Annotated in this window: 16 protein-coding genes and 1 pseudogene; 7 read left to right on the top strand and 10 right to left on the bottom strand. The window is 68.3% G+C overall.

Annotated features, from left to right (window positions below):
* Window positions 1–66: 66 nt before the first annotated feature.
* The 8 genes and pseudogenes from ABNF93_RS07950 to ABNF93_RS34850 all read right to left on the bottom strand — a co-directional run.
* Window positions 67–1,473 (bottom strand): MFS transporter, encoded by a 1,407-nt coding sequence (locus tag ABNF93_RS07950; protein WP_349327091.1) that lies wholly within the window; start codon window positions 1,471–1,473, stop codon window positions 67–69.
* A complete protein-coding gene (locus ABNF93_RS07955; RefSeq protein ID WP_349327093.1) occupies window positions 1,470–2,321 on the bottom strand; it encodes a response regulator in 852 nt (283 codons plus the stop codon). Before ABNF93_RS07955 ends, ABNF93_RS07950 begins: the two co-directional genes overlap by 4 nt.
* Window positions 2,318–4,234, bottom strand: coding sequence for a PAS domain S-box protein (locus ABNF93_RS07960; RefSeq protein ID WP_349327094.1), 1,917 nt, complete (start codon window positions 4,232–4,234; stop codon window positions 2,318–2,320). The genes ABNF93_RS07955 and ABNF93_RS07960 overlap by 4 nt, the downstream gene beginning before the upstream one ends.
* Window positions 4,231–4,743 carry a hypothetical protein gene (locus tag ABNF93_RS07965; RefSeq protein ID WP_349327096.1) on the bottom strand — a complete coding sequence of 171 codons (513 nt, stop codon included), beginning with the start codon at window positions 4,741–4,743 and terminating at the stop codon, window positions 4,231–4,233. Before ABNF93_RS07965 ends, ABNF93_RS07960 begins: the two co-directional genes overlap by 4 nt.
* A gap of 54 nt (window positions 4,744–4,797) precedes the next feature.
* Window positions 4,798–6,138 (bottom strand): hypothetical protein, encoded by a 1,341-nt coding sequence (locus ABNF93_RS07970; RefSeq protein ID WP_349327097.1) that lies wholly within the window; start codon window positions 6,136–6,138, stop codon window positions 4,798–4,800.
* 120 nt (window positions 6,139–6,258) lie between these two features.
* The gene (locus ABNF93_RS07975) at window positions 6,259–7,830 is read right to left on the bottom strand and encodes an ArnT family glycosyltransferase (protein WP_349327099.1); all 1,572 of its coding nucleotides are present in this window, start codon (window positions 7,828–7,830) and stop codon (window positions 6,259–6,261) included.
* On the bottom strand, window positions 7,820–9,124 hold the full coding sequence (locus tag ABNF93_RS07980; RefSeq protein WP_349327100.1) for a glycosyltransferase: 1,305 nt from the start codon (window positions 9,122–9,124) through the stop codon (window positions 7,820–7,822). Before ABNF93_RS07980 ends, ABNF93_RS07975 begins: the two co-directional genes overlap by 11 nt.
* A 25-nt stretch (window positions 9,125–9,149) precedes the next feature.
* Window positions 9,150–9,566 (bottom strand): annotated as a pseudogene (locus ABNF93_RS34850) (GtrA family protein); the annotation flags it as partial.
* Window positions 9,567–10,007: 441 nt separating this feature from the next.
* On the opposite strand from ABNF93_RS34850, the gene ABNF93_RS07985 reads away from it, so the two are divergent.
* Both ABNF93_RS07985 and ABNF93_RS07990 read left to right on the top strand, forming a co-directional pair.
* A complete protein-coding gene (locus ABNF93_RS07985; RefSeq protein WP_349327101.1) occupies window positions 10,008–10,655 on the top strand; it encodes a response regulator in 648 nt (215 codons plus the stop codon).
* Window positions 10,652–12,304 (top strand): GAF domain-containing sensor histidine kinase, encoded by a 1,653-nt coding sequence (locus ABNF93_RS07990; RefSeq protein WP_349327102.1) that lies wholly within the window; start codon window positions 10,652–10,654, stop codon window positions 12,302–12,304. Before ABNF93_RS07985 ends, ABNF93_RS07990 begins: the two co-directional genes overlap by 4 nt.
* 98 nt (window positions 12,305–12,402) lie before the next feature.
* Here ABNF93_RS07990 and ABNF93_RS07995 read toward each other — a convergent pair whose 3' ends face one another.
* Both ABNF93_RS07995 and ABNF93_RS08000 read right to left on the bottom strand, forming a co-directional pair.
* Window positions 12,403–13,587, bottom strand: a complete 1,185-nt coding sequence (locus ABNF93_RS07995; protein WP_349327103.1) for a glycoside hydrolase family 5 protein — start codon at window positions 13,585–13,587, stop codon at window positions 12,403–12,405.
* A gap of 55 nt (window positions 13,588–13,642) precedes the next feature.
* Window positions 13,643–14,017, bottom strand: coding sequence for a response regulator (locus ABNF93_RS08000; RefSeq protein ID WP_349327331.1), 375 nt, complete (start codon window positions 14,015–14,017; stop codon window positions 13,643–13,645).
* Window positions 14,018–14,353: 336 nt separating this feature from the next.
* On the opposite strand from ABNF93_RS08000, the gene ABNF93_RS08005 reads away from it, so the two are divergent.
* The 5 genes from ABNF93_RS08005 (at window position 14,354) to murQ (ending at window position 21,389) form a co-directional block, all read left to right on the top strand.
* Window positions 14,354–16,201 carry a glycoside hydrolase family 3 protein gene (locus tag ABNF93_RS08005; RefSeq protein ID WP_349327104.1) on the top strand — a complete coding sequence of 616 codons (1,848 nt, stop codon included), beginning with the start codon at window positions 14,354–14,356 and terminating at the stop codon, window positions 16,199–16,201.
* A 45-nt stretch (window positions 16,202–16,246) separates the two neighbouring features.
* A complete protein-coding gene (locus tag ABNF93_RS08010) occupies window positions 16,247–17,593 on the top strand; it encodes an exo-beta-N-acetylmuramidase NamZ family protein (RefSeq protein ID WP_349327105.1) in 1,347 nt (448 codons plus the stop codon).
* Window positions 17,594–17,645: 52 nt separating this feature from the next.
* Entirely contained in the window at window positions 17,646–19,373 is a 1,728-nt protein-coding gene (locus ABNF93_RS08015) for a serine hydrolase domain-containing protein (protein WP_349327333.1), read from the top strand.
* Window positions 19,374–19,503: 130 nt separating this feature from the next.
* On the top strand, window positions 19,504–20,427 hold the full coding sequence (locus ABNF93_RS08020; RefSeq protein WP_349327107.1) for a MurR/RpiR family transcriptional regulator: 924 nt from the start codon (window positions 19,504–19,506) through the stop codon (window positions 20,425–20,427).
* Window positions 20,424–21,389 (top strand): N-acetylmuramic acid 6-phosphate etherase, encoded by a 966-nt coding sequence (gene murQ, locus ABNF93_RS08025; RefSeq protein ID WP_349327109.1) that lies wholly within the window; start codon window positions 20,424–20,426, stop codon window positions 21,387–21,389. The genes ABNF93_RS08020 and murQ overlap by 4 nt, the downstream gene beginning before the upstream one ends.
* Window positions 21,390–21,675 lie beyond the last annotated feature (286 nt).

Consider the following 21,675-nt stretch of genomic DNA (forward strand, 5'->3'; position numbering starts at 1 on the left):
CCCGCCCACGCCAGCTCGGACCGCGTGGCCGCGGGTGTCAGTGGTGCAGCACTCGAGGCGAACGGCTCAGAAGTGCGGCCTGAAGTGGTGGTGTATCGGCCGCTGCTCCGGTGCCGGATCACGGAGCAGCAGGATGCAGATGAGGCCGCCGACCAGGGCGGCTGCGCTGAGGACGACGAAGGCCGTCTGGTACGGCGGAGCCGTCGGGACCCTCGCGGACTCGCTGCCCGCATGGATGATGACCCCGAGCACCATCGTCCCGGCGGCCGCCCCGATCCACCGCACGGTGAGGACGAGCGCGTTGGCGTCGCCGCGCTCCTGCGCCGCGACCGCGTTGCTGAGCCCGGTGAGCAGGGACGTGAACATCGGGGAGAACGACGTGCTGAGGAGCAGGAGCCCTGGCAGCAACAGGATGTAGCGCCTCTCGTCAAGGAAGGCCGCCAGCCATCCGAACGCGACCGCGGTCGCGAAGTACCCGAGGATCGCCGGCAGGCGGGCCCCTATTCGGTCTGTCGCCCGGCCGGCGATGACGTTGAATGCCGGGGCAGCGAGCATCGAGGGAACGATCGCGAGGGCAGCAAGCAGCGGCCCGTATCCCAGGACGTGCTGGAAGTAGGTGGCGGCGTAGATGATGTAGCCGGTGATGACGAACTGGGCGGTGAACATCGCGAGCACGATCCCGCACAGCACGCGGCGCCGCAGCAGACCGACGTCGAGCTGCGGATGCGGCGTACGCAACTCGAGAAGGCAGAACGCGCCGAGCACCACGACGCCGCACCCGGCGAGGGCGAGCGTCGCCGCCGAGTCCCAGCCCCAGGTGAGTGCCTGCATCAGAGCGACCAGCAGGGCGGTGAGCCCTGACATCACGACGACGAGCCCCCGGACGTCGAAGCGCTCCGGCTCCCCGACCGGTCGGTCCTCGACCTTCTGCCAACCCATCAGCACCAGACCGATGCCGACCGCGGCCTGGACGCCGAACAGGGCCCGCCAGCTGACCACCTCGGTCAATGCGCCGGCCAGCAGCGGCCCGACCACGAAGACCGACACGCCGATCGCCGAGTACTTCCCGAGAGCGTCGCCGCGGCTCCGGAGGGGGACCCGGTTGGCGATCATCGCCGCACTCGCCGGGTAGAGCGTCGAGGCGCCGATGCCGGCGACGGCAATGCTGGATACCAGCCAGAAGAAGCCCTGGGAGACCGCGGCGGAGAACGAGCCCAGGGCGAACACCGACAGGGCGACCAGCAGCACGTTCCGGTGCCCGTAGTAGTCACTGAGCCGCCCCCCAGCGGGCGCGAACAGCGCCAGGGTCAAGAAGAAGGAGTTGACGACCCACTGGGCTTCGGCCGACGACAGGCGTAGTTCCGCCGCGATCGTCGGCTGAACGACGCCGAGCACCGTCTGCCCGAGGTAGCAGCTGAAGAACGCGAGACCGCCGAACCAGAGGGTCCAGCGATTCAGCTGCACTGAGATCATGGGCCAGATGGGCCAGATGGGCCAGATGGGCCAGATGTGCCAGATGTGCCGGAGGGGCCCGGCGGCGGCACTGCCTGGCCCGGTCCGGCGTCATCACCGGGGTCGGTCGAGTGGTCGCTGCCCTGTGCCGATGCGGCCTTGACGACGGCTTCCAGTTTGGACCGGGCGTGGAGCTTTTCCAGCACCCTGCGGACGTGGCTGCGTACCGTCGGATAGGCGATGCTCAGCTGGGCCGCGATCTCGCGGTTGGTCAGGCCCTTCGACATCAGGTCGAGGATCTCGCGTTCGCGGGCGGTGAGACTTCCCAGCTGCTGCGCCCGGTCGGCTTCCCGTCGTACTGACTCCCGGCTGCGCGCCAGGAGTTCGGCGAGCCGGGGCGCGGGGATGAGCATCTCGCCGTCGGCGGCCCGGCGTACCGCCTGGACGATCTCCTGCCCGGTGGCGGTCTTGATGAGGTAGCCGGACGCGCCGGCCTCGACCGCCGCCATCATGGCCTGGTCGCTGTCGTCTGCGCTGACGAAGATCACGACCGCATCCGGGCGGGACGTACGAATGCCCGCCGCCGCGTCGACCCCGGTGCCGTCCGGAAGCCAGAAGTCGACGACCGCGACGTCGACAGGAGACTCGGCGGCGAGCCGGGTGGCCTCGGCGACAGTAGGTGCCCAGCCGAGGACCCGCAGGTCGGGATGCTCGGCCAAGAGCGCCACCAGGCCCTCGGCCACCACTGCGTGGTCCTCGACGATGAGGACCGAGATGATGGCGTCGGGCGGCCCGGCGTCAGGCGGCGGCCCAGGTGCAGGTGGCGGCCCAGGTGCAGGTGGCGGCCCAGGTTCGGGCGATGTGCTCACGTGGCGCCTCCGGCGAGCCCCGACTCGCGTGGGACCCAGAACTCCACCGTAGTACCGGCTCCGGGTGCGCTCTCGATCCGGCACCAGCCACCCACGATCTCGGCCCGGTCGCGCATCAGGGTGAGGCCGAGATGACCGGGCTCGGTCTCGGCCTCCAACGGGTCGTAGCCGACGCCGTCGTCGATGATCTCGACCAGGCAACCGTCGTCCACGCCGCTCAGCCGCGCCAGCACATGGGACGCCTGGGCGTGCAGGCGGACGTTCATCAGGGCGTCCTGGGCGATCCGGTAGATCAGCACCCGGGTCTGGGTCGGCGGCTCCTCCTCGAGTCGGTTGTCCAGTTCGTACGCCACCCCGGTCTCGGCGCGGAGCTGCTCGAGATAGGCGCGGAGGGCCGCGACCAGCCCCTCGTGCTCCAGCGCTGGAGGGCGGAAGTCGAAGATCATCCGGCGGAGACGGTCGGCCGCGAGCCGAATCGTCTCCTCCAGCTTCGTGAGCACCCGCAGGTCGTCCGGGTCACTGAGCCGGCGGCGCAACTGCTGCAGCCGAAGGGCCGCCGCGGTGATGACCTGCAGGCTGTCGTCGTGGATGCCGGCGGCGATCCGGAGCCGCTCGCGTTCCTGCGCGCCCACCAGGTCGACGAGAACGTTGCGGTGGTCCTGCCCGGCCGCTCGCAACACCTCCACGCTGTGTTCGAGGACGGCTCGCGACCCCGCGGTCTCGGTCATGTCGCGGATCGACAGGACGACCTGGACGCCTTCCTCGGTACGGATCCGGCCGATGCTGACGTCGACCGGGACCTCGGTGCCATCGCGCCGCCGGCCGACCAGCTCGAATCCCAGCGGGGCCGCCACGCCACCGTCCTCGGCCGGCACCTCGTCGCTCTCCTTCCGGTAGATCGTGACCGGATGGTCGGGGAGCAACGTGTCGACGGTGCGTTCGAGCAGGTCCTCGCGTGGATAGCCGAACAGCCGTTCCGCGGCTGCGCTGACCAGCTTGATGGTGCCGGAGTCGTCGACGATCACCGTGGCATCCGGCGAGGCCTCGAACAGCTGCTGGTACCTCGCCTCCGCCAGGCTCAGCTCGCTCAGGTCGCGGAGGATGACGGCGACGCCGCGCTGTCCGTGGGGCATCAGGCTCGCCGAGACCTCGACGGGGAACGTCCCGCCGTCCTTGCGACGCCCGGTGGCGGTGAAATGCGCCTCCGGTCCGTACTCCCCTGGAGGTTCACGGCTCAGCAGCCGGTAGATCAGCTCGTCGACGGGCTCGCCGCCCCGGGACAGCGGCACCAGGTTGGTGATCGGTTCACCGATCAGCTCCGCCCGGCGGTAACCGAACAGCTGCTGGACCGGCGCGTTGATCATCTCGATCGCGCCGTTGGCGCCGACCAGGACGGACGCGGCGCGGATCCGGTCGAGGAGCTGGCGTAGGACGTTCGCGCTCTGCAGGGTCGCAGCGCTCGCCCGGCGCTCGGTCTCCAGGTCGCGGCGGAGCAGGTTCAGACACTCCTTCGCGAGCGGCAGGGAGATGCTGACCTGGCCGCGGGCGGCGCGGGCGATCCCCTCGATGATCTCCTCGTCTGCGATGCCCTTGACCAGGTAGCCGGTCGCTCCGGCCGCCAGTACCTCGACCGCAGCACTCGGATCTTCGTACGCGGAAAGCACGAGAACCGACGTGGTCGGCGTACGGTCCTGGATGGAACGGATCGTCGCGGGCGCATCGCCCCCTGGCATCCGCGCGTCGAGGACCACGACCCGCGGATGGTCCCTCGCCGACAGCCGGACGACATCCGGATGGCTCACCGCCTCCCCGACAAGCTCGAGGCCGGGCTGCCCGGTGATCAGGTCGGCGAGGGCGTCGCGGACGGCGCGGTCGTCGTCGGCGATCAGGACCCGCGTCGAAGGTTCGGTCATCGGGCCCCTCCGCTGTCTTCGGCTCGGCCGACCTCGGCCGATCCGCCGACCTCACCGGATCCGCCCCAGCCCTGGGGAACGCCGTACCGCGTGATGGCTGCCTGCAGTCCGGAGACCTCCATGCGGTCCGGTTGCCGTGACGCAAGCCACGGCAGGCCGCTCGCGACGGGGCCGATCAGGGTCTGGTAGTGGTGCTCGTCTACCCGGTCGCTGGCGGCCACACCGGCCGCGGCGTCCCAGACAGCCGCCCAGAACGCCCAGTCGGTCGAGCCGTGCCGGCGGGCCACGGCCATCGCCTCCCTCCGGGCGAGCCCGGCCGCGTCGAGGATCGCCCGCCGTTCCGTGAGCGTCGTCGCGGCACCGATCGCCGCCCAGGCCGCGGCCCGATCCTCACGCGGCCGCCGCTTCCACAGATCGACCACGCTGTCGATCTCCCGACTGCCGAGCTCGCCCAGGTGGGAGATCAGGTGGATCACCCCCCGCGTGTTGGGTCCGAAGACATCGGTCATCGCCGCGCTCCCTCCGGCCGTGCCAGTCAGCTTGCGTACGCAGGTGCGGCGAGGTCACCGCCGGAGGTCCTTCGGCAGCTTGTACTTCGGCTGCTTCGGGATCTGCACCATGCCTTCGGACTTGTCGACCTTGACCGAAAGCTTCCCGACGCCGCCGCTGCGGGCGCCGATCATCTGGAACTCGACCGACTTCTCGACGTCGGACGGGATCATGTACTTGCCGGCGGCGACCGCCTTGCCCTTCGAGTCCACGCGGAACGCGGAGACCAGCTCGTCACCGACGTAGACGTGGACCGCCTCGTTGGGCGCGAACCCCTTGGCGTAGAAGTTCATGACGGTGCCAGGCAGGCCACCCCACGTGCTGCCCCGGACGACCGGCATGTACTGCTGGGCCAGGAAGCCCGCCTTCGCCGAGGCCCGGCTCTGTTCACCGGTGAAGATCAGCGTCTGCCGGCCCTTCAGGTCGAACGGCACCTTGAAGGCGATGTTGCCGATCGACCCGTCCTCGTCGGCCCGGACCGTCATGACCGGCATGCCACCGGCTTGACCGAGGTAGCCGAGGACCCGCTCATTCGGGGCGAAGCCCTTGCCGGTCACGTGGATCGTCTCCGTCGCGCGGGCGCTGAACGGCTTGGTCAGCACCATGGGGTACTGCCTGAGCAGTTGGAACGGCGCCATCGCCGTGGTCTTGCTCTTCGCACCCATCAGGATGACGGTGTTGTCGCCGACGGCGCCGACGCCGACCCGGAGCGACTCGTGTTGCAGCTTGCCGTCCGGGTCGGCGCGCAGCACCTGGGACGGCGTGCCGGTGAGGCGTCCCCAGAAGACGTTGATCTTCTCGTTGGGCAGGAAACCGTCCGCGTCGACCGTGAGCGGTGTGCCGGGCTTGCCCACCTGGTCGCTGAGCTCCACCAGGCCGACGCCGGCCTGTGCCACCAGTTCGGCCTTGGCGACCTTCTTGGTGCTGCCGACCTGGGCCAACGTGACCGACTGCTTCTTGCCGGAGTTGCCGGCTCCGACGGGGTAGGTGAACTCGGCGTCGATGACGCCGTACTTGTTCGCCTTCTTGGTGGCCATGATGGTCGCCCGGCCCTTACCGCTGGACAGCATCACGTTGACGCGGGCACCCGGGTCGAACCCGGAGCCGTTCACCCCGACCTTTCCGCCGGGCCGTGCAAGTCCGGGATTGAGGACCGCGACCGGCCCTTCCCCGATCGGGACCTTCTTGCCGTTGAACTGGACGATCTTGGTCGGCTGTTGGGCCGGAGGCTCCTTCGTGGTCGTCCCCTCGCGGCCACCCCCAGTGATGTTCAGCGGGCTGGGACCAGAACCGCCGAGCGGGATCAGCGATCGCCCGAGAGAGATGACGACCAGCGCTGCGACTACCACGATCAAGGCGCGCTTCCAGGACCGTTGCGGGCCTTTGGATTTCTGCGGCCTCTTCGATGTCGTCGTTTTCATGTCGTTTACTCCCTGCCAGGTTTGGTCGCCCGTGAAGACGCACCCGGTTGTTTCCTACTGAATCTCGTAAACCTCTAGGTGGATGTCGCCGCGATGCAACTCCCAAACCACCCGGCCGTGGTTGTCGATCGCGTCGAGCATGTATTCTTCGACTCCGCCGGCGTTGTTACGTTCCATCGCCGCGCGCATCTTGTTGGACATCACCACGTAGTCGATGTTCTGCCACTTGCCGCCGAACACCTTGCCCCGCACATCAGGGTCGGTCGCCGCCTTGAAGTGCGAGTGTGCGTACTTGTAGTAGGGCTTGCGGTCGTGCAGCGCCGTCCACATCTCGTCGTCGATGATGATGCGGGAGTTCGGTGGGATGTTCGCCCGCACCCATTCGTACTGCGCCTGCTGGAGAGGCGTCACCGAGAGCTCGTAGAGGTCGTGTGGTTTCAGGTTGCCCTCGGTGTTCCGGACGACGAAGTACCCACCTGGCACAACCAGTGCGAACGCGATGATGATGCTCGTCAGGCCGATCCGGAAACCACGTGGTACGGAGCGCATGAACGTGCCGTACAGCACCCCCGCATTCATGGCGAAGGCCATGACCAGCGGCACCACGTAGAAGTCCAGGATCACGCTGCCGCGCGCCATGTAGAAGCCGTACCCCAGCGTCATCAGGGCGCTGACCAGATATCCGGGACGGCGATCGCGGTCGCGCGACCACAGCCACAGCACGATGAACGTCGAGATCAGCCCGACGAGGGGGAGGACCGGATCGCGGGGAAGCCAGGTGTTCTCGAGCAGTTCGTAGAACAGGCTCCGGCCGCTCGGGCCCACCCGGTTGACCTGCCACCACATCGTGTAGAGGAGCGAGACGTGGTCGGTCGGCTGGCTTTCGAGATCGAAGTTGAAACCGGTCGGCAGCAGCTCGTTCTTGAGTTGGGCGAACAGGAAGTACCACGTCACCGGGATTACCGAGGCGAACCACCAGAACGACATGAGGAAGCGCCGGTTTCGCCGCCCGCTGGCGCGCCGGTAGACGAGATAACCGATCGCGGGTGCGAAGAAGATCGCGTTCTCCTTGGTGATCATCGCGATCCCGAACGCCAGACCCGCCGCCATGGCCGGCACCAGCCGGTCGCTCGCGCGAACCAGGAGGAACGTCGCCAGCAGCAGCCAGAAGACCATCAGGTTGTCCAGCAGCACCTGCCGCTGGTAGTAGACCGCGAGCGGAGAGACGTTGAACAGGAAGCACGCCATGAAGGCGCCCGAAGCACTGCCGGAGAATCGCCGGACGATCTCGAACAGGAAACCCACGCTGGCGACGTGCGCGACGAGCATGAGGACCCGGATCGTGTCGATCTCGTTTCCGAACGCCTGGAACTGTCCGGGCAGGACGTTCGCCCACGCCGCCATCGTCAACCAACCCGCGGGCGCGTGGTCGTAGAAGTAGGTGTACGGCGAGAGCGCGCCCTGGCGCAGCACCGACCAGGCCTGTTGGACATAGATGCCTTCGTCGGTGATGTGCAACGGATACTCGAAGAGGTGGTATCCGTGCGAGATTGCCCCCATGACCAGCGACAGGACGAGCAGGAGCGTGCTCGGCCGCCGCAGGTCGAAGGCCCGCTTAGGCGCCACTGCTCACCTCCTTCTCGACCACGTCGTCGATGGGCGTGCGGTGCGCGCCGATGTGCTGGGTCTTCTCCCAGTCGCGACGTCCGGCGAGGTGTCGGCGAAGTGCACGGATGGAGGCGTAGGCGAGTACCAGCTGATAGGGAAGCCAGGTGAAAGCCATCTTCACGACCGTCCACGGCGTCGCCTTCAGGCCGTGCGCCTCGGTGAACTCATAGAGACCCACCACGGCGGTGATGAAGTGTGCCGTGAGCAGGAGAACCGGGACGAAGGTCAGCAACGCCACCGGAACCGGGGTGTTCACGATGAAGATCGTCAGGAACGCCAGCGGCATGTAGAGGCCGAGAAAGGCCTGCACGTACGGAAAGGACAGTGTGTAGAACGCGAGTGCCCGCTGGTGGAAGGTCGGCATCTCCCGCCAGGCGCCCTGGCTCAACGTCTGCATGAAGCCCTGGTTCCACCGGGTCCGTTGCTTGATGAACTGTTGCAGCGTCGGCGGCGTTTCCTCCTTGGTGACGTACTCGTCGTCGTAGATCACCCGGATCCGCTCACCGAGGCTGCTCATCCGCAACCCGATCTCGGCGTCCTCGGTGAGGTTCGACTCGTCCCAGCCGCCGATGCTCTCGAGGAGTGCGCGCTTGAAGAAGACGGTGTTGCCGCCGAGGGGTATCGATCCATGCCGCGCGTGGTAGTGCAGCCTGGACTTGAACCAGAAGAAGTACTCGAGGACGTTGAACGTCGAGTACCAGTTGGACTCGTAGTTCATCAGCTGAACGCCGGACTGGACGACGTTCACCTCTTCGGTCACCATCAGGGTGTTGACGACGGCGAAGATGTCGGGGTGCATCTCGTCCTCGGCGTCGAAGATCGTGATGACGTCGCCGGTCGCCTCGCGCAGCGCGCAGTTCAGCCCGTGCGGTTTGTTGATGGGCTCGTCCTCGAAGACGACCATGGCCGCGTTCACGATGCCGTCGTAACGCAGCTCATCGATTTTCTGACTCGCCTGCTCGATGGTCCCTGTGTCGTCGGCGGAACAGACGACCAGAACCTGCAGCAGGGTTGCGGGGTAATTGCAGTGGACGACGCGATCGATCGTCCGGGCGATGACCGCCTCCTCGTGGCGGGCCGGCAGGATCGCTGTGAACGAAAGGTGCGGTTCGACCAGCTCTTCTGGTCCCTTCGCCAGCCGCTCGGCCTCCGGCTGATCCCAGGTGTAGATCATCATGTAGAGAATGTGCCCTGCCTGGAGGGAAAGAAGGATCGAGACCACTACCAGGCCGGCGAACACCAGCGATTCCATCGGACTTGCGCCCCCATATCCATGTCGTACTGACGGTGAGATTGATGGCCATCGCCGCACCGATGCCGAACAGATTCCCCACCAGGTAGAGCACTCCCATGCTCGCCATCACCCACACGACCGCGACGTTGACCAGGAGCGCGACCAATGCGGTGAGATTGAACTTCGCGAAGCGGCCGAGTGACGGGCGTCGAGAACTGAATGTCCATATCTCGTTGAGCATGTAGTTGTTGACGATGGCGAACTCGACCGCCAACGCCGAGGCGAGCACCAGCGGCACCCCGAAGCGGCCGTGCAGGACGTACAGCGCCAGGCTGTTGATCGCGACGCCGGTGACCCCCACAACGGAGAATCGCCACACGCGCCCGTCCCGCAGCAGTCCGAGCGGACGGCTGTACCAGTGCGGATACAACCGAGTTACCTTGTGTATCTGGGCGCACATGAGGCGCCGCCCCCCAATGACCCACCCCGCGCGGTCGTGTCGACCAGCTCCACGATGTCGGCGGACCGGACCGGTTCGATTTCCCTCCCTGCACTCCCCATCCTCTGTTCCGGCGGGGTAGCGCAGACTCCCTCACTCATCACGGATGAATGCGTGCGTTCGGGGGGGCCGGGCCCCCCTACCGGCGGGGGAGCCGCTCCACACCCAGGCGGTGGCGGACAAGCCGTACTTGTCCGGGCCGAGGCTCTGCGGATATGACGATTCGGACCCGCGGAGTGCCGCGGCCGCTGCGGTTTCTGGTTCTGCTGCCGAACTCGCCGAATGTGTCGGACACTGCGAAGTAGGCTGTCGAGCGAGTGGACCACCCCACGGGAAGTTGTATCCGAATTGGGCCGTGGCTGGGGATTTGTCGAGACGGCAGCGCGGGGGGAGGGGTCCGACATGACTGTCCGCCTGTTGATTGCCGAAGATCACGCGGTGGTTCGGCAGGGTTTGATGATGTTTCTCAAGCTCGACAACGATGTCGAGGTCGTCGGCGAGGCCCGCAACGGCCGCGAGGCTGTCGAGCTCGCACATGAGCTACGGCCCGCGGTCATCCTGATGGATCTGTTGATGCCCGTCATGGACGGCATCAGTGCCACCGCGGCGATTCGCCGGGAACTTCCGGATGTGGAGGTCGTGGCGCTCACCAGCTTCCTCGAGGACCACCTGGTGACCGACGCGCTGCGGGCCGGCGCGATCGGCTATCTGCTCAAGGACACCGACGCCGAAGGCCTGCGTCGTGCCATCCGGTCTGCCGCTGCCGGTCAGGTGCACCTGTCGCCGGCTGCCGCGGCCCGACTGGTCCGGGAGATGCGGGTGCCGAGCACACCCGATCCGCTGACCCGGCGGGAGGTGGAGGTGCTGATCCTGCTGGCCCGTGGGCGTTCGAACAAGGAGGTCGCCCGCGAGCTGTCGATCGGCCAGCAGACCGTCAAGACCTACGTCAGCAGCATTCTCAAGAAGCTCAACGTGTCCAGCCGGACTCAGGCGGCGTTGTATGCCGTGCAGAGTGGCCTGGTCTCGACGTACGAGCTCGCACAGCCATGACCGATACCAGTCGACACGTGTCGGCGCGGCGCGTCCCCACCCAGCGTGGTGGCGACGCCCGCCTGCCGGGGGATCCGCTGCGCGCGGTCGCCGACGTCAACGATGCCGTACGCGGCGGCCTCGACCGCGACGCCGTGCTGGGTCTGGTGGCCCGTAAGGTCCGCAGCCTTCTCGGTGCCGCGGCCTGCACCATCATGACGCTGGAGGACGGCGATGTCCTGCTGATCCGCTCGACCGATGGTGAGGCGGTACGGGACCTGGCCGGCACGTGGGTCCGGACCGCAGACACGGTGGAAGGTGAGGTCGTCCGACGGCAGCAGTCGGTGATCGTCCCGGACGCGACGGACAGCACGCACGGCAAGGTCGGATTGCCCGCCGTACTCGCCGTCCCCGTACCTGGATACGAGCGGCCGGGTGGTCTCATCGAGGTCGCCGACGGTGCAGGCCGCCGGTTCACCCCGGAGGACGCGCGGACGGTCGGTCTGTTCGCGGCGAGTGTCGGCATGGAGATCGAGCATGACCGTGCCCGCACCGACCTCGAACGGTTGGCGATCACGACCACCCCGGGCACGATGTCGCTGCAACAGACACTTGACACCTTGACCAGCGGTGTCGTCGCGGCGACCGGTGCGCTCGCGTGTGCTGTGCACGTCATCGACGACGACTTGTCGCTGCGGCGGGCATCCTCCTTCGACCCCGATCACGTCGTGGACGCCGGCATGTGTGCCGCGGGCCCGAGTGTGGCGCAGGCCGCGATCGCGGCGCGTACCGCGATCGTGCACGAACGCGTGCTGGCGGACGAACCTGGTGGGCCGCGCCAGCGGAATGGCCCAGCCGCCGGCGACCCGCCACGTGCGACCGCGCTGGTCTGCGTACCGCTGTTGTCCCGGGGGCTGGTGCTCGGCGTCCTGTGCTGCCACTGTCCGGCGGGTTCGCCTCCGAGCAAGCTCGAGCTCGCCTACCTCACGGTGGTGGCGGGCAAGGCGGCAACGGCGGTCGACAGTTCCCAGCTGGTGGCGGCGGCGCAGGAGAAGGCCGCGCTCGAGGAGCGGCAGCGCCTCGCGAGGGAGCTGCACGACTCGGTGTCGCAGGCGTTGTACGGCATCGCCCTTGGCGCGCGCACAGCTTTGCGGACGCTCGACGGCGACCCTCGCCAGGTCGAGGCGCCGATCGGCTACATCCTGGCGCTGGCCGAGGCCGGGCTGGCTGACATGCGGGCACTGATCTTCGAGCTCCGGCCGCAGGCGCTGGCCGAGGAGGGACTGGTAGCCGCCCTCCGCAAGCAGCTCGCCGCCCTCCAGGCGCGGCACGGCGTCGCGACACACGCCGAGCTCGGCGCAGAACCGTCAGGTGCCCTGAAGGTCAAGCAGACCTTGTACCGCATCGCCCAGGAAGCCATGCAGAACATCGCCCGCCATGCGCAGGCCAACCGGGTCACCATCCGGCTGACCGAGACGCCGGCGGCGCTGGCCCTGGAGATCGGTGACGACGGGATCGGCTTCGACCCGAACGCGTCGTTCCCCGGGCACCTGGGCCTGCGATCGATGCGGGAACGGATCACGGAGATCGGTGGCGTCCTCGATCTCACGAGTTCCCCTGGGCAGGGGACTCAGGTCCGGGCGCGCGCGCCCACGGGCATCTGGCGCTGACGTCGCACGCATGAGGGGACCCCTCATCCAACAGGCCTTTGGATGAGGGGTCCCCTCTCGCAACGGAACAGCCGCTCCGTCGCCGAGCTGCGGCGGTCCTAGCTCTTGTCGGCCAGGTCCTCCGGATCTTCCGGCGCCTGGACCTGCGGCGCCTGGTAGGTCTTCAACAGGTCCAGCTTGTCCTTGTGGACGGACTTCCAGTTGTCCTTCAGAACACCACCTGTGTCACCGGAGTTCGGGTTCCAGGTCCAGTAGGTGTAGCTGATCCCGTTCTCCTTCATGAAGGCGACCAGGTTGCGCTGCCAGACACCTTCTGTCGTCTTCGGGCTCACGGACCGGCCACCGAACTCACCGACCAGAACCGGCGCCTTGCCCTCCATCGGGAGGTATGCCCACTGCTTCTTCCAGATCGCCGGCAGGTTGTCGGGGAAGTTCGGCGCGTCGAACCACTTCTGCTTCCACACGCCCGGACCGTAGTCATGCGCGGAGTAGACGAGCTTGCTCTGGTCCTTCAGGCGTACCGGGTGGTCCTTGGCGCCCTGCAGGTTGCCGCCCCACCAGTAGTAGTCCTTGTTGTAGGACTCGATGCCCTCGACCACGATCAGCCAGTTGGGGTTGGCGTCCAGCACGGCGTTTCCGGCCCGCTCGGCGGCCTGCTGCCAGTCGGTCTTGGCGTCGCCGCTTCCCCAGGTCGCGGTGATCTTCGGCTCGTTGTGCAGGTCGGCACCGATGACCAGTGGGTTGTCGGCGAAGTGGCGGGCCAGCATGGTCCAGTCCTCGATCCACTTCTGCTCGCTGACCTGCTCGGTGTACCACAGGTCGCTCTGCGCCTGCGCCGTCGGACGGTGCCGGTCGAGCAGAACCATCAGGCCACGGTCGGTCGCGGCGTCGACGATGCGGTCCATCAACTCCAGGCCGTGGAGCCCCTTGAGGTCGGGGTTCTTGCGGTAGTTGATCTCGGTCGCCTTGCTGTCCGCGAGGAACATCTCGTTGGTGTACGGAAGGCGCAGCGTGTTGAATCCGCTGTCCCTCATCTGGTCGAGCATGTCCTCATAGTTGCGTGACCACAGGCCGTGGGGAGAGAAGGTCTCGGTTTCGAAACCGAACCAGTTCACGCCGGTCAGGGCGACGGTGTTGCCGTTGGCGTCAACGATCTTCCCGCCGTCAGCCTTCAACGGAACGGTCGGCGTGACCGCGGCCGCGGCATCCGGTTGGCTCTGCGAGTTCGGGCCGAAGACACCGGTGGCCAGCAAAGCGATGATGGTGATGGCGACAGGCGCCATGATGACAGCGGCGCGAACGGACTTCGTGGAGTTTCGGTATCGAGAACTAAGCCAGTTAAACATGCTCCTCCAGCACAATCTTTGCCAGATCCTCATCGCCAGAGATCTTGCTGACGTGGCGATGGAAACCGGCACCGAGAATCCGGCGTACGGCAGCGTCGTCGTCGTAGCTTGACAACGCGATGAGGCGTATCCGGGGCTCGTGATGGCTAAGGTGATAGATGACCGACGCCAATTCGGCGCCCGCCGTGGTTGCTTCCAGGTCGAAAAGAACGACATCCAGCTCGGCGGTGCGAGCTAACGCAATTGCCTCCGCGCCATTGCGGGCGACCCCGACCAGTTCGATGTCGGCTTCTTCAGAAATCAGATCCACAAGTGCGTCGACTAGTTGTGGATGGTCGCCAACGACGACAACGCGACTCTTTCGAATAGCTCCTCCAGGTACTAGCGATCTGGATTCCGAACAACCTAGTGATCCGAGGAGGGTGAGTTCGCCGTACGAGCGGCTGAAATTTCGCTATGTCAACTGCGTCAGGCCGATGTAGTGCAATTGGATGACGGCCAATCGGCTGAGTCGTGGTTCGTGCGCTCGACCCGGCGGGCACAGGGCACGGTGGCCCGGATGTCACCGGTTCCGGCGGGAGGCGTTGACCGACCCCGTCGCCGTAGGTAGGTTCCGGGCACGGGGGTAGAACGTGTAGGAAGTTTACGGTCGATCGCGCCGCTCGGCCGTCGACCGACTCCGCTCCGAGTGGGAGGACCCCAGATGGTGACCATCCCTACGCCGCCGTCGCGTGCCCCGCGGCGTCGTACCGTCGTCGCCGCCGCGGCTGCAGGAGCGGTCGCCGGCTTCGGGGTCACGGGCCCGGCGGCCGCGGCCGCCGGGACGACGAGCGTCGGCCCGCCACGCCGATTGGGACCGGCCGCGGAGGCGTGGATCGCCCAGGTGGTTCGCCGGATGTCGCTGGAGGAGAAGGTCGGCCAGCTCCTCGTGACGCACGTCTACGGCGCCACGGCCGATACACCCGACGCGCGCAACACGAGCACCTACGGCGTCGCCACACCGGCCGAAATCGTGGCGAAGTACCACCTCGGGGGCATCTGTTACTTCACCTGGTCGGGCAACATCAGCGAGCCGCGCCAGGTCGCCGGACTTTCCAACGGCCTCCAGCGGGCCGCCGTCGAGAGCGGTGCGGGCGTACCGTTGCTCATCTCCACCGATCAGGAGCAGGGCACGATCGTGCGGGTCGGCCCGCCGGCGACGCAGTTCCCCGGCAACATGGCTCTGGGCGCGAGCAGGGATGCCGCCGCCGCACGCGAAGCGGCCGCCATCACCGGCAAGGAGCTCGCTGCGCTCGGCATCAACCAGGACTACGCGCCCGTCGCCGACGTCAACGTCGACCCCGCCAACCCGGTGATCGGCGTACGGTCGTTCGGCGCCGACCCCACGCTCGCCCGCACCCTCACCGCCGCCCAGGTGAAGGGGTACGAACGCGACGCCGGCATCATCGCCACCGCCAAGCACTTTCCCGGCCACGGCGACACCGAGCTGGACAGTCACACCGAGATCCCGGTGATCAGGCACACGAAGGAGCAGTGGGAGCAGATCGACGCGCCCCCGTTCGAGGCGGCGATCGAGGCCGGCATCGGGTCGATCATGACGGGCCACCTGGTCTTTCCCGAGCTGGACCCGAGCGAGGACCCGGCCACGCTGTCGTACCCGATCATGACCGGCATCCTGCGCGAGCAGCTCGGCTACGACGGAGTGGTCTGCACGGACTCGCTCGGTATGCAGGGCGTCCGCGACAAGTACGGCGACGACCGGGTGGTCGTCCTCGCCGTCAACGCCGGCGTCGACATGCTCCTGCGCCCGCCAGCGTTCGACCTCGCGCACCAGGCGCTGCTCGAGGCGGTCCGCGCGCAGGAGATCAGCCGGCGCCGCCTTGACGAGGCCGTGACCCGCATCCTCCGGCTGAAGCTTGCCGAGGGCATCGTGCACGAGCCATACGTCGACGTCGACGAGGTGGACGAGATCGTCGGTACGCCCGACCACCTCGCGCGCGCCGACCGGATCACCGAGAGGACGACGACGCTCGTCAAGAACGGCGCCGACCTGCTTCCGCTGGCACCCGGCGCGCGTACCGTCCTCGTCACGGGTAGCGGCGTCGCGGCGACCGCCACCCTGGCCGAGGCGATGACCGACCGCGGTGCGACGGCGGAGTCCTACGCCACCGGCACCCGGCCGACCGACACCGCGATCGCGACCGCGGTGGAGCGGGCGGCCGCGTGCGACCTCACGATCGTGTTGACCCAGAAGGCGTGGGACACCAAGGAGACCGACCCGCAGGCCCGGCAGCAGCGGCTCGTGCACGCCCTCGTCGCGACCGGACGGGCCGTTGTCGTGGTGGCCGTCAACGATCCGTACGACATCGCCCACTTCACCGAGGCGCAGACCTACCTGGTGACCTACGCCGGCAACGCCGTGGCCATGCGCGCCTGCGCCCGGGTGCTGTTCGGCGAGGTCAGCCCGCGAGGGAAACTGCCCGTGTCCATCCCCAGCGTTGCCGATCCCGCGACCCCGCTCTATCCGTACGGCCACGGCCTGACGTGGTGACCCCGAGACGCAGACGAGACAGAGACGAGAAGGAGGGACGGCCCCATGGCGTCCAGCTCGCACCCCCATCCCACCCGCCGGACCCTGCTCGGTGGCGTCGCCGCGTCAGGGGCGGCGGCGGCCGCCGGCCTGACTCTCAGCGGTGACGCCGCACCTGCCTGGGCGGCGACTGCGGCGTCCGGGTCAGGGCCCGCCAACGGCGGCAAGCGCCTGCGTACCGGTGCCGAGGTCGCCGCCGCGGACGACTGGTCCATGCTGCGCGGCACCAAGCTCGGCATCTTCAGCAACCCCACCGGGGTCCTTCCCGACACCCGCCACATCGTCGACGACCTCGCGACGCACGAGGACCTCGACATCGTGGGGGTGTTCGGGCCCGAACACGGTTTCCGCGGCAGTGCCCAGGCCGGCGGGTCCGAAGGCGACACGATGGATCCGCGGACCGGCCTACCGGTCTACGACGCGTACGGCGCCAACCAGGACAAGCTCGCCCAGCTGTTCACCAAGGCCGGCGTCGAGACGATGGTCTTCGACATCCAGGACGTGGGTGCGCGGTTCTACACCTACATCTGGACCCTCTACAACTCGATGGTCGTGGCCGCTCGGCTGGGTCTTTCCTACGTCGTCCTCGACCGCCCCAACCCGATCGGGGGACGGGCCGACGGTGCGCTGATGACCGCCGGCTACACGTCCGGCGTCGGGCTGAAGGAGATCGTGCAGCAGCACGGCATGACGGTCGGCGAGCTGGCGCGGTTGTACAACGGCGAGTTCCTGCCCGAGGCGGCGGGCAGCCAGCTCGACCTCGAGGTCGTGAAGGTCCAGGGTTGGCAGCCCGACTCCCGCGCCCAGGAGCACGGCCTGCCCTGGCCGCCGCCCTCGCCGAACATGCCGACGGCCGACACGGCGCTCGCCTACGTCGGCACCTGCTTCTTCGAGGGCACCAACATCTCCGAGGGCCGCGGGACCACCCGGCCGTTCGAGCTGATCGGCGCTCCGTACCTCGACTACCAGTGGGGCGACCGGCTCAACGCGCGGAACCTGCCGGGCGTGGAGTTCCGCGAGGCGTACTTCGTCCCGACGTTCTCGAAGTACGTCGACGAGACATGTGCGGGCGTGCAGGTCCACGTCACCGACCAGCGGGCGTTCCACCCGATCCGCACCGCGGTCGCGATGCTGGTCGAGGCGACGCGGTACGACGAGTTCGCCTGGCGGCAGGACTCGTGGGATCCAGAGCGACCGTTCTGGATCGACAAGCTGTCCGGCTCACCCCGGCTGCGGACGATGATCGACGCCGGAGCAGACGCCGACGAGGTGGTGGGCGCCTGGGCGGACGAGGTGGCCGCGTTCGAGGCACAGCGCGAGCCCTATCTGCTCTATCCCGGGCGGCGAGGCTGACATGCGGGCGCGTCGGGCGCGTCGGGCGGGTCGAGGCTGGCTCGTGGCGCGTATGGTGCCCGTCGTTCTCGCGACGGCGTTCCTCGCGTCGTCGGCGCAGCCGGCTCTGGCGCACGGACACCAGGCGGGTCGAGGCTTCGACGAGCCGTACTCCGGGTTCGCGCCCCCGTCGACCCGGCTGCGGACCACCACACCGAAGGAGGCTGGCCTGAACACCGCCGAGATCGACGCGATGCTCGCCGAGCTGGCGGGTTACCTGTTGCCGCAGCCGTCGGGCCGACCGCTGTTTCCGGGCGCGGTCGTGCTCGCCTCCCACGACGGGAAGGTTGCCGTGCACGAGGCGATGGGCCATGCGGTGAAGTACGCCGACGCCGAAGGCTCCGAGCTTCCGCCGCACCAGCAGGTGACGATGGCCCCCGACACGATCTTCGACATCGCGAGCATCTCCAAGCTGTTCACCTCGATCGTGGTGATGCAGCAGGTGGAACGAGGCCGGATCGACCTGGACGCCACGGTGGCGTCGTACCTCCCGGCGTTCGCGGCGAACGGCAAGGAGACCGTCACCGTCCGGCAGCTGCTCACTCACACCTCGGGCCTGCCGTCGTGGATGCGGCTCTGGCGCCCCTATCCGGACAGGGAGTCGCGGATCCAGGCGGTGCTCTCCGTCGCCCCCAAGGCGCCGCCGGAGACGCTGTACGAATACTCCGACCTCAACCTCATCACCCTCGGCGTCCTCGTCGAACGGGTCGGCGGCGAGCCGCTCGACGTCCTGGTCCGTGAGGGCATCACCGAGCCGTTGCGGATGGTCGACACCGGCTACAACCCGCCGGCGTCGAAGCTGGACCGGATCGCCGCGACGGAGTTCCAGACCGACCCGGCGCGGGGCATGGTGCGGGGGAGTGTCCACGACGAGAACGCCTGGTCGCTCGGCGGCGTCGCGGGCCACGCCGGCATCTTCTCCACCGCGCACGACATGTCGGTGCTCGCGCAGGCGATGCTGAACGGCGGGACGTACGACGGACGCACCATCCTGTCCAGGCATACGACCGAACAGATGCTCACCGACTACAACGCCGGCTTCCCCGGGCACGCGCACGGGTTGGGATTCGAGCTGAACCAGCGCTTCTACATGGGCGCCCTGGCATCGCCGTCGACCGCCGGGCACACCGGTTTCACCGGCACGTCGCTGGTGATCGACCCGCTGTCCCGGTCGTTCGTGATCCTGCTGAGCAACCGCGTGCATCCGCGGCGGGAGTGGAGCAACGTCAACGCCGCCCGGCGGGCGGTGACCGGTCGCGTCGCGCACGCGCTCGCGGTGACGCCGCGTCAGGGTGCCACGGCGTGGTTCGCCGGCCGCCAGGACGGCACCACGGCGACGCTCACCCTGCCCGTGACCCTGCGGGCGGACTCGACCCGGCTCGGGTTCCACCTCTTCGTCGACTCCGAGGAGACCGACCTGCTGACGCTCGAGGTGTCGCGGGACGGTGGAGCGAGTTGGGAGCCGCAGCCGTTCGTCGTCTCGAGCCGAGGACGGATCAGCCCGCACGACGGCACGATCTCGGGGTTCACCGGACGGCACTGGCAACAGGCCGCGGCCGAGATCGAGGGACCGGCAGGGGAGGTCCAGATCCGCTGGCGATACGTCACCGACGCGCTCCACCAGGGCCGTGGCGTCTACGTCGACGGCATCAGGCTGGGCGATGCCGACGGCCTGCTGCTGGACGGCGAGCGTTCTCCTGAGAGGTTCGTCACCGACGGCTGGACCGAAGCTTCGCGCTGATCTCCCCTGGTCAACGATGTATAACGCGTCGCTGAGTGGGCAGATACGAGGCGAAACCGTACGTTCTCGCCGAATTCGGGCATCGGCGAGGGGTACATGATGCGCAGGCGAGGGTAAGTTACTTTCCACTATGGCCAAGAGTTCGAAGGTTCCTGAAGCCGATCCGGTCGCCGAGGGTGTGGTGATCCGGATCCGCGCGCTGGCGCCCTCCCTGTCCCCAGCCGAGCAACGGGTCGCCGGCCTGGTCCTCGAGGATCCCTCGCGAGCGTCGTCGCGCACGATCACGGAGCTCGCGCGGGCTGCCGGAACCTCCGAGACGACCGTCATCCGCTTCTGCAAGGTCCTCGGGCTCCCCGGCTATCCGGAGCTGCGCCTGCGGCTCGCGGCGGAGTCGGCCCGCGAGTCCGCGCGCGAAGGCGATCGCGGCCGTGCGGTCGGCAGCGACATAGGCCCCGACGACACCATGGCGCAGATCGTGGAGAAGGTCGCGTTCGCCGACGCGAGAGCGGTCGAGGAGACCGCGAGCCAACTCGACGTCGGCGTCCTCGACACCGTGAGCGAGGCGCTGGCGAAGGCGGGCCGGGTGGAGATCTTCGGCGTCGGCGCCAGCGCGTTCGTCGCCCAGGACTTCCAAGCCAAGCTGCACCGGATCGGGCGGCTGGCGTTCGCGTGGATGGACACCCACGCCGCCCTCGCCAGTGCCGCCCTGCTCGGCAAGGGCGACGTCGCCGTCGGCATCTCCCACACCGGCGCCACGGGCGACACCATCGAAGTCCTCACCCAGGCCCGCGACCACGGCGCCACCACCGTCGCGCTCACCAACTTCCCGCGCTCGCCCATCGCCGCCGTCGCCGACCATGTGCTCACCACTGCCGCCCGCGAGACGACGTTCAGATCGGGTGCGACCGCGAGCCGGATCGCCCAGCTCACGGTTGTCGACTGCCTGTTCGTGGGCATCGCCCGACGGCACTACCGGGAGACCCTGGGGGCGCTCGAGGCCACCTTCGACGCGATCAGCAGCCGACGGGTGCCACCGTCGCGGGGGCGCCGGTGAAGACCGGCCCAGGCCCCGACGCGGCAGGCGCGGAGTCCGGCCAGCCGGCCCTCAAGCCGGTCGTTCACGTCACCTCGCCGACAGAGGCCCGCAACCCCCGCACCACCGACATCGACCGGGTGTCGACACTCGACGTACTCCGCCTCATCAACGACGAGGACCGGCAGGTGGCGGAGGCCGTCCGCGCCGCGCTTCCCCAGGTGGCGAGCGCCGTCGATCTGGCAGTCGAGGCCCTCCGGCGCGGCCGGCGGGTCCACTACGTAGGCGCCGGCACGTCCGGACGGCTCGGGGTGCTGGACGCGGCCGAGCTGCCGCCGACGTTCGCCGTACCTCCCGAGTGGTTCGTCACCCACGCCGCCGGCGGCCCGGCGGCGTTGTTACGTGCGATCGAGGGTGCCGAGGACGACGAGGAAGCCGGCCACCAGGAGATCGCCGACTCCGTGACCGCCGGCGACGTCGTCGTCGGCCTCGCCGCGAGTGGTCGTACGCCCTATGTCGCCGGTGCCCTGCGCTCGGCGCGCGAACGCGGCGCCGCGACGGTCCTCGTCACCGCCAACCCCGACGCTCCGCTCTCGGCGGAGGTGGACGTGTTCGTCGCCGTCGACACCGGGCCCGAGGTGGTGGCGGGGTCGACTCGGATGAAGGCAGGTACGGGGCAGAAGCTGGTCCTCAACGCCTTCTCGACCGCGGTGATGATCCGCCTCGGTCGTACGTACTCCAATCTCATGGTCGACCTGGTGGCCACCAACGCGAAGCTGCGCGGGCGGATGCTCGACATCCTCGGCGAAGCGACCGGTCTGGACGAACCGACCTGCGCCGCGGCGCTGACCGAGGCCGGCGGCGAACTCAAGACCGCGCTGGTGGCCGTCCTCGGCGGCGTGGAACCCGGACGCGCACGGGCCGCGCTCGCCGACTCCGGTGGGCACGTCCACGCCGCGCTCGCCCAACTCGGGGGACCGTAGAAGCCGTCGGGGACTTCGCGGCCCGGCCGCCGGGAAAGGCCGTTTGCACCTCTGATCGGACGATCGACGAGATTGCCCCGGATCGGCCGTGTTTGGGGAGAGGCTGGAGGCCGCCCGTCCTCATCAGCCCCAAGGTTCGTGCGACGGGTACTCTCACCCCATCCCACCGAGGCTAGGGCGCTGATGGGGGGCACTCCCTCGAACGCATGACCGGTTGTGGGCTTGCACGCAGGGTAGGAACGGCTCAGGGTGGAGGTGCGAGGTGCGCCTCTCCGGAGTCGGCGCG

It is taken from the genome of Actinopolymorpha sp. B9G3, assembly GCF_040120725.1.
Taxonomy (GTDB): domain Bacteria; phylum Actinomycetota; class Actinomycetes; order Propionibacteriales; family Actinopolymorphaceae; genus Thermasporomyces.